The organism is Microcoleus sp. FACHB-SPT15, from assembly GCF_014849525.1.
Taxonomy (GTDB): Bacteria; Cyanobacteriota; Cyanobacteriia; order Cyanobacteriales; family Coleofasciculaceae; genus Symplocastrum; species Symplocastrum torsivum.
This window is the reverse complement of sequence record NZ_JACJNU010000038.1, coordinates 122,868-132,296: the sequence shown is the minus strand read 5'-3', so window position 1 is coordinate 132,296 and position 9,429 is coordinate 122,868. Positions and strand designations below refer to the sequence as shown.

Here is a 9,429-nt window from a genome sequence, read left to right as displayed (position 1 = left end):
AGAACAGCTATGTCTTTTCGATTTTTTGATTGGTTGAACCTAAATCGTGACGTGTTTGCTGCTTACAAAGCCAGTTTAGGGTTTATTTGGGCTTAATTTTTGTCTAAGTCCCGTAAGCAGTTCATTGCAGCAGATGAGGGGATTTCAACGGCATAGTGATTTCCGCAATGCTGCACTGAGGTTGCCCTCATGTATTTTGTAAAGGGAATATTCTTTACAGAATGCTGTTGTTAGTCGAAAAGACAGACTTTTAAGACCAGCCAGTTATCGTACATAATTTAAGTGATTTTGCGGAGGCAGCAGGGTCAGAAAAAAAGGAAAATTAAAGAGAAGTTTAGATGAGGTTTTATCCAAAATAGGAGAAAAACCTATGAATTATAATCAGCGCTACGGCACTTTTAAGTCTTAGCAAGATGTGGATACCATGCTTGCCGTATCAAAAACTCAATCTCCTTATAAGGCTGGGGTGCTATGGCTGAACTATCCAACCACTTATTCAGCTATTTTTAATCTTTGATAATAATAAAGCTTCAAAACTTTATCATTTCCTCGAAGAAATAAAATAGTTATAAAGAATAAGTAAAATAAATGTCTATCTATTGGCAGATGCTTCTACCTCTAGATTATGATGAACAAGAGGTTCAAAGAGCTTAATAACTAACACGTAAGCCCTACCCGTTTGTTGTCAACGATTGTTTGCACTTGAGTCTAAGAGCATGTAGTAGTCAGTACGGAAAGTTAAGGCTTATCGAAAGCAACATTCAGCTATGTAGCAGAAGCGGTTCAAGCGCTTCTGTTGAATTGTGGTGAGTTGCTTGCTAACACGTGAATAAATGGAAGGAAGTTCAAAACAAATGACGACTGTAGTTCAAACATATCCCAATTTCTTATCGAAGCTCTCTGATTACTGCAAGAAAAACTATCAGTGTCTTGTAGAAAAGCCGGGATTGTTTTGGTTGCGTAAAATTGGTCGGTTTGAGCTAATTCGCAATGCCATTAGTTTATTTTTCCAACGAGCAGAGAATACCTATCAACTAAGTCAGGCACAGCCTACCGTATTTCAAAATGTCGATGTGGATGCGGTAGTATCTGGTTTGAACACGGATAGTTATGGCACGGGGGTTAATCTTCCTCCCAGCGTTGTGAAGGAAATTCGGGATTTTGCTAACTCAACACTTTGCTTTGCTAATCGAGACTCGAAACTCGGCTTTTATTACCCTGAGAAAGAAAAAGCCCAAGCAGAGTTGGGTCAACAAATTCGTTTAGGAAGCTATTTGCACAACTTGAAAAAGTGTGAGGTGGTTAAGCGTCTAGAAACTGACCCAACGTTGCTCGCGATCGCAGCGAAGTTTTTAGGTGCGCCTCCGGTACACATGGCGACAGAGTTGTGGTGGAGTTTTCCGGTAGAAGCCACACTCAATGATCAGCTAAAGGCGGCGCAGGTGTATCACTATGACCTAGATGACTATCGGTTCATCAAGTTTTTCTTTTATTTAACAGATGTCGATCTTTCAGCAGGTCCTCATATCTTGATTCGGGGCACTCACAAGAATAAGAAGTTTCTCCACCAACTGCTAGGTTTGCGCTGTGCGAGTAAGGATGACCAAGAGATTGTTTCTTGCTATGGTGCAGATAAGGTGGTAACGATTTGTGGAGCAGCCGGTTTAGGTTTTGCGGAGGATTCGACCTGCTTCCACAAAGGGACGTTGCCAACGAGTAAAGAACGCTTGCTGTTGCAGATTGAGTATTCCATGAACAGCTATGGCGAAATTAGAGAACTCGATTAGAACGTTCTAAGCTGATGTGCCTTTTGGTTACATCTTGAATAACGTAGGTTGGGTTGAGGCACACAACCCAACCTTAAAAAGGACTGAACTCCGAACTCCTGAACTCCTGAACTCCTGAACTCCTTAGTTGCGATGATTGTTGCTGTAATGGATTCTTGCACCAGCCCATTGCAGCTTTTCCCGTAATGTTTGGTAATAGGAATAGCTTTCTCGCAAGATAATAAACTTTGCGTAGCAATTCGCCATCCGAACATCTACTCGTTGTCCGGGCCAGATGGAGGTTGCCAGGACACCATCCATCCAAAGTTTTGTATTCAACTCATAGTCAGCCAACGGCCAGACACTGACGACGGAACCAGCAGGTAAGACTATTGGACGGCTAGAGAGGCTTAAGGGGCAAATCGGCGTTACGATGAGGGCTTCCATCCCATCGTGCAAAATTGGTCCATTGGCAGAAATGGTGTAGCAAGTCGAGCCAGTAGGGGTAGCGATAATTAGCCCATCTCCCTGATACTGATCGACAACTTCCCCATCGATTTCCATCTCAAGAAAAGAGGTAATCATGCGATCAGCGGAGGCGGGTTTGATGCACATTTCATTGAGTGCGAGGAAGCGATCGCTTACAGGTTCCAGATTGGTGGGTGAAGTAGATCTTGCACTACGTGGATCGCCCTCAAATACAGTCGCTTGCACCATCATCCGCCGTTGGAGTGCATAACGGTCTTCCTGGAGTCGATCCCAAACAAGTTCAGTGTCTGTAAATTTCTCTAGCGGTTCTGTCAAAAATCCCAGATGTCCCCCGACATTCACGGCTAAGATTGGGATTCCTTCTGGTGCAAGATGTCTTGCGGCAGCGAGTGCTGTGCCGTCACCACCCAGAACAATCGCCAAATCAATCTGATCCATGGCAGAGGCTAAAAAAACTGGGTAAGGATTATCCTTTGCGCCACTCGGTCCGATTAAAACGTGGCACTGACGTTTTTCTAGTTGCCGAGCGCATTTTTCGGCCCAAGCGCGACCTTGGGAATCTCCGGCTTTGTGAACAATGATGACCTGCTTTAGCTGCACGTTGACCTCATCCCTAACCCCCTGTTTTCTATCCTATTGAGAAACTTTAAAGGTACGAATGCTTTGTTCAAAATTGGGCAAACGCTGGTCAAATTCAGCGCTAGTTGTGGAATACATTACCAACCAAAACTTCGTGTCATTTTTTACAGCATAGAATAGCTGTTTAATGGTTATTTCTCCAGCCTTCGCTTCTGCCATAATTCGTCCAGCTTGATACTGATCGAGAGGCACGACCTTTTGCTCTAGAACCTTATACTGATTAGCAATCTGTTGGCTAGCCGCTTTCAGGTATTGTTCAACCGTCACGTCCTGAGGAACGTCTTCCTTGGTAATGTTGACGTTCGTCAGAAATCCCGATTTACCACTTTGCGGGTCAAAGGCGAGTAACGCGATCGCCTCCGGGTTTTGTTTAATCACCTCCATACCTTGAGCATAACTAGGTGCGATCGCTTTTAACTTTTGAGTAATTTCATCAATGTCAGTACTAGGGTTGCCGCCCTCATAGTTAGCGGGTAGCGACAACGTAACTCCTTGTCCAGCAATTTCTTTCCAGCCGTCTTGAGGGGCTGTCTGTGATTGAGATGTTGTCCTCCCTTGATTGCTTTGAGGTGTTGTGGTCGCCTCAGGCGTTGTCTTCCCGCAGCCAACAATGGTACTCAACAGTAACAGACAAACAAACATTCCCCGGATTTGCTGGGTCATTAGTAAGGAGTCCTTTTGGTTTAAGCCCTTTTAGGCTATCTGGGTTATATCACACCCAAATTTTTAAGGTTTTCGTCCTTGTGACACTATCGTTGAAGCAAATTGGCTAACTCAGGAAATCGCTTTTGCTCCAAGCTAACTTGATAATTCGATTTGGAAGCGCGGTGTTGATACCAACCCAAAGGGGTTCCGGGTTATTGACCTGAATCATCCCTCAGGTGTAAGGTAGCTTAAACGATAAATCCAATTCTCAATCACAAGAATACACCCGTAGATGGTTGCTTGCTGTTGATGCGTTGCTTCATCGACTTAGCCGCTGTGGCATAGCCACCATCTGCACCATCAACAAAATGTACTTGGCGTCCATTACGCTCAAATACGAGACAGGTCATTAGTACCCGATCTGAAGAGTGTAGCCCATACACCAAATTGCCATTTCTGTATTTTTTCTCCAAATAGCTGACCAATTTTTCTCGTTGCTCCTGGTTTCCAGAAATAATCATTCGTAACATATCATCAAACTTTTTATAATCCGTTGCAGCAAGAACACCTTCCTTATAAAATCCCCAATCAACATCTTGTAACTGAACTTTAAACGTCATCAAAATCCAACCCAAGATGTTCTCTAATCTTATTTTTTGAAAGTAAATTAGTTGATGCCAGAAATTATTACTTTTCGCCCTTAGTCTAGTTTCTGCTTCTAAGTAATTATAACTAAAAGCAAGCTTAAGGTATTTTTTTGCAATTGGATGTAAAGTCTCTTCTCTGCCATATATGGCTTGAATTTTTTTGATAACTTCTCGATAAACTTTATTGTTGACTTCGTTATCTTCAGATATGGCTTTAACAATTAAACTCACAGTTTCTGCGTGTTTGCTGGGAATATCCTGCCAACGACATTCTAAACCAGAGAAATCTACTTTTATATTCGGATCGGGAGGTTCATAGTAGTTGTAAAGACTAGCTGTTTCTGGGTGTTTGATCAATTGAGTAGCGTAGCTCAAACCGTCGCCCGTAAAAGCAGCTTGGTAATAGTTTTCAGAAACTCTCAGTTTAGCGACTTTGATTTCATAGTTTGCTTTGAGCAAATCTACAACAGGAACTGCTCCTACCCGCAAATCCATATTAAATTCTAGTTTTGCCCGATGACGTGTTGCTAAAAGAGCATATTTGCTTTTAATAAATAGGGAAGGTGGAATCAAGATTGCTGCACCATCACCACCGAATATAAAGGGAATTTTTAGGTTTTTAGCTATATTTAAGACCGCAACGATAGAACAAGCTCCAATCAGGTTGACAGCTTTATATTTTCCTGATTCTATTGCTTTAGTAGAACCAATAATGTCAGTAATTATTACATACCAATCGTTGGGTACAGATTTAAAATTTTTGGAAGTAGTAATATCCAGGAAGTTATCTAAAACAGGTAGCTCTGCGTAGAAAGATTCAGTATCCATTCTTTTAGGGCTAATTCTACGTGAATAGCTTTTATCATTACTGGACACCCTTTGATAAATAGAAACAGGAATAAGCAATAAACCCATTCAACTTGTAGATTTAGGCTAACTGTTTTTCGCCTAAGATTCCCTTTGAAGCGCTCAATTGATAATTCTCACAGCCATTACCCTAGCGTTTGTCACAACGAAGTGTCTACTCTAGCCTTTGACAAGGGCTAGGCTAGCGCTACGCTATAGCGCCTTCAAGGTGAAGCACTCTTACTGAAATGAATTTAGCATCACTACCAACTATCTAATGTTAAGTTACCTTATCCGGAGAAGTCACTAATTTTCTTTTACTAAGTTTTAATTCAGAAAACAACAGATATTGATGTTTAGTGATTTAAAGGTAGTCTTACCGTGAATGTAGTACCTTGATTCACTTCACTCTCAACAGTGATTTCTCCTCCGTGCAAGTTCACGCACTGTTTGACAATCGCTAAACCTAACCCTGTACCTTGAATTGTTCCAACATTGGTAGCCCGATGGAACGATTCAAATAAGCGGGATAGGTCTTCCTGCGGAATCCCAATACCTTGGTCTTCAATTCGGAAGATTGCTTTGTTGTCCAGGAATGAAAGATTAAACTGAACGGTGCTATCAGCAGGAGAATATTTCAGGGCATTTGAAAGTAAATTGCTAAGAATCTGTCGTAGCAATTTTTCATCAAGTCGATATTCACGAGAAGGCAGAAGAAGGGAGGCAGAGGGCTTTATGTTCTGAGCAGAAGGGGATTGAATCCATTGCTCCGAATCCGTCGCTCTTATGTTCGTGCTATCCGCTTCAGGATAAATCCCTTCTGCCATCTGCCTTCTACTATCTGCCTTTTCGTGTTGAACGTTATTTAAGTCTTTACTTTCTGGAGAAGCTGCGTCTTGTTCTTGACAGTCCCCTTGATGAGTGAAGATGATTAGCTGTTGTTTTTTTGCTGAAAGTTGTAGGTCTTCTACCAAATCGCGACAAAATTTTACTAAGTTCAGCGGTTGTGGGTTGAATTCCTGTTTTCCAGCTTCGACTTCGGAGATGATCAGAATATCATTCAACATCTGAGTCATGCGTTCAACAGCCGTTTGAATACGTTTGAGATGTATTACTTGTTTGTCGGCTGATAACTTTTGTTGATAGCGTTCTAATAGTTCAGCCGAGGATTGAATGGTTGCTAGAGGAGTACGAAACTCATGACTTGTCATTGCAACGAAGCTTGATTTGAGTTCACCGAGTTCCCGTTCTTTTTGGAGGGCGTTGCTAATTTCCACTGCCCTCTGTTTTTGCTCTGTAATGTCTTCGGCAATGCCAGCCAATCGGTAAACTAACCCTTGTTCATCACGTATAGGAATTACGCGATCGCGTATCCAACGAATTGACCCATCAGACCTTATAATTCGATACTCGATGTCATAATTTCCTTCAGCCTGTTTCTGAACAGCCGCAACAACGTAATCGTAATCCTGTGGATGAACGGCATCTAACCAAGACCTTGGCTCTTGATATAAGCTTTCGCAAGTACGCTCCCAAATCACTTCATAAGCTGGACTGACGTAAACGATTTTCAACGGTTGAAGAGAACCCATCCAGAAGACTTGATTAATATTTTCCGCTAGTTGACGGAACCGCTCTTCACTCTCTCGCAAAGCATCATCTGCCTGTTTACGCTCTGTAATATCTCGCCAGACAGCGGCAAAACCGTCACCAAGTTTAGCAATCCGGACATCGTAAGCTCTACTTAGTTTCGCTTCTCCATAAGTGTCTTCATAAATTAAATCTTCCTTGATTAACGGGTTGCCTGTTTCTACTACTGTTGCGTACTCGTCAAACAATCCTGATTCGCGGTGATTGGGAAGCAACTCACAAAGCCTTTTGCCAATTACCTCTTCCATCACTACCCTGTCACTTTCACAAGCAGCGGGATTGAGATATTCGGTTCGGAAATCTTGGATTTGTCCTGATTCGTCACGAATGCTTGTATAAATCCCAAAACAATCGAGCATCGTCTCGACGGCAGTACGGAAGCGTTCTTTGCTAGTTGAGAGAGCTTCATCAACTTGCTTACGCTCAGTGATATCCTCAGCAAACCCGACAAGTCGTTGAATTTTCCCTGTCTCATCCCAAACTGGAAAACCGCGATCGCGTATCCAACGAATTGCTCCATTCGGTTGTACAATTCGATACTCAATGTCGTATTCTTCCCGAAGTTGTCTCTCAAGACTATTCGTTAAATACTCCCGATCCTCTGGATAGACGCTGGCTGTCCAAGATCTAGGATTTTCGTACAGCGAAGCGCAGCTTTTACCCCAAATTTTTTCATAAGCAGGACTCACGTAGAGTGTCTGGCTCAAATCTGGAGTAATGATCCAGAAAACTTGATTAATATTTTCTGTAATCTGGTGGAAGCGCTCCTCACTCTGACGTAATGCCCCTTCAGTGTGCTTACGCTCAGTAATATCCATCAACAAGCCATCCCAAAGAATATCTCCGTTTGCTTGTTGCTGGGGACGAGAAGCACCAGATAGCCAGATGAGTTTTCCTAAAGCTGTAAGAAACCGTCCTTCCCACTTCCAAGGCTGCAAGGTTGCAATGGATGTAACAACAGACTCCTCAAAACTTACACTGTCATCTGGGTGAATCAATTTAATTAGAGCCATTGCATCGTCTTCAATCAATTCAGGCTCTAATTCAAAAATTTCACGACATCCAGAACTGATGTATGGGAAAGACATTGAGCCATCAGTGCGCCGGAGGAATTGGTAGATTATTCCTGGCACATTCGCTACAAGTTGTGAGAACCGTTGTTCACTCTGCCCTAATGCCTCAAGGGTTTGTTGATGTTCGGCTATCTTACTCAGGAGTTGCTGATTTCTCTGTTCTAGAGATTCAGTTCGTTCTTTAACTCGCTCTTCTAGCTCTTGATTGAGTTGTTGTAGAGCTTGTTCTGCCTTTTTGCGATCGCTAATATCAGTGGACATCCCACAAATTGCATAAGGAACACCAGCCGTATCAAGCAGTGGAAATTTCACGCTAATAAAGGTTTGGATACCCGCCTCCCCAGGTAGTATTTCCTCTCTTGTTAGAGGCGTTAGGGTTCTAAGTACCTCTTGATCATTAGTGACTAAGGAGTGAGCGATCGCTTCTGGTAAAATTTCATCGTCCGTTTTGCCAATTACCTGCTCTCGCTTGAGGCGTAGTGTTTTTTCGCATTCCTGATTAAACAGCAGGTATTTTCCTTGCAAATCTTTTAAATAAACGTTGGTGGGTGAGCTATCTAAAATTGTTAGAAGGCGCTGTTCACTCTCACGTAGTAATAGTTCTGAATGTTTTCGCTCTGTAATGTCGAGTGTTACGCCATCTGCAACCACATCACCATTCTCTCGTCGGAAATAGCAAGCACTATCTTGAATCCATTTCACTTCACCTGATGTTGTGATGATGCGAAACTCATGCTGAACTGACTGAAGCGTTTCGTAACCCGATTTCATGACTTGCTCGAAGTGCGATCGATCATCCGGGTGAACTGTAGCGAATAATTGCTCCGGTGCTTCTATCAGCTCATCTGGCGATAACCCTGTAAGTTTTTGCACTCCAGCGCTGATATAGGGTAAAGACATCCTCCCATCAGGATGCAGCACAGCTCGATAAACCGAACCGGGGATATTGGCAGCAATAGCAGATAAACGTTCTTCGCTCTCGCACTGGGCGATTTGTGCTTGCTTACGAGGATTAATGTTCAGCGTATTACCAACGACACGCACTGCCTGTCCTACTGCATCTCTAATAATTACGCCTCTATCCCAGACATACAGGTACTGATTATCTTTGTTCAAAATCCGATATTCAGTACTAAGCTCTCTACTACCCGCCAAAGCCTGAGAAATTTCCTGACTCACCCGTTGTCGATCATCTGGATGGATGCGACTTGTCCACCAACTGAGGCTAAGTTCCGCTTCTTCAGGACAATAGCCTAAAACATTTACAAGTCCCTGTGTTCTGTGTACTAGACAGTTCTTGATATCCCAGTCGAAGATAATGCAATTGATGGCATTAGTTGCCAAGTGAAAGCGCTCATTGGTTTGCTGTAGCTCTAAGTTTGAGGAGGAGAGTTCTTCGTTAGTGGTTTGCAGTTCTTCAAGGGTGGCACTTAGTTCCTGGAATGCTGCCACCATTATTTCTAGCTGTTGCTGTGTTAAGGTTAGCGTTGGCGCTGGCTCGTCAACACTTGCAGCTTGAAAGTTAGTTGTATCAGGGGGGATTTGCTGTTGCGTCGGTGCTTCATTCGTGCGTCCTCGAATTTGAGCAAGACGCTGTTGCATATCTTGTATTTGCCGGACGAAGGTATCCACGTTCAAGCTATTTCTCCTCATGTAGTGCTTTTCCAAACACTT

5 protein-coding genes are annotated in these 9,429 nt (G+C 42.9%); 1 reads left to right on the top strand and 4 read right to left on the bottom strand.

The window, feature by feature from the left end; genetic code table 11:
* Positions 1-854: 854 nt before the first annotated feature.
* Positions 855-1,787: a phytanoyl-CoA dioxygenase family protein gene (locus tag H6F98_RS13420; protein WP_192219188.1), complete on the top strand. Its 933-nt coding sequence runs from the start codon at positions 855-857 to the stop codon at positions 1,785-1,787.
* Between the two features lie 123 nt (positions 1,788-1,910).
* On the opposite strand, the gene H6F98_RS13415 is transcribed toward H6F98_RS13420, so the two are convergent.
* From H6F98_RS13415 to H6F98_RS13400, 4 genes are all read right to left on the bottom strand, one after another.
* Entirely contained in the window at positions 1,911-2,855 is a 945-nt protein-coding gene (locus tag H6F98_RS13415) for an NAD(+) kinase (protein WP_192219187.1), read from the bottom strand.
* Positions 2,856-2,888: 33 nt separating this feature from the next.
* Positions 2,889-3,557 (bottom strand): hypothetical protein, encoded by a 669-nt coding sequence (locus H6F98_RS13410; RefSeq protein ID WP_192219186.1) that lies wholly within the window; start codon positions 3,555-3,557, stop codon positions 2,889-2,891.
* A gap of 254 nt (positions 3,558-3,811) precedes the next feature.
* On the bottom strand, positions 3,812-5,014 hold the full coding sequence (locus H6F98_RS13405; protein WP_192219185.1) for a DUF3095 domain-containing protein: 1,203 nt from the start codon (positions 5,012-5,014) through the stop codon (positions 3,812-3,814).
* A 374-nt stretch (positions 5,015-5,388) separates the two neighbouring features.
* Positions 5,389-9,408 carry a PAS domain-containing protein gene (locus tag H6F98_RS13400; RefSeq protein ID WP_192219184.1) on the bottom strand — a complete coding sequence of 1,340 codons (4,020 nt, stop codon included), beginning with the start codon at positions 9,406-9,408 and terminating at the stop codon, positions 5,389-5,391.
* Positions 9,409-9,429: the final 21 nt, after the last annotated feature.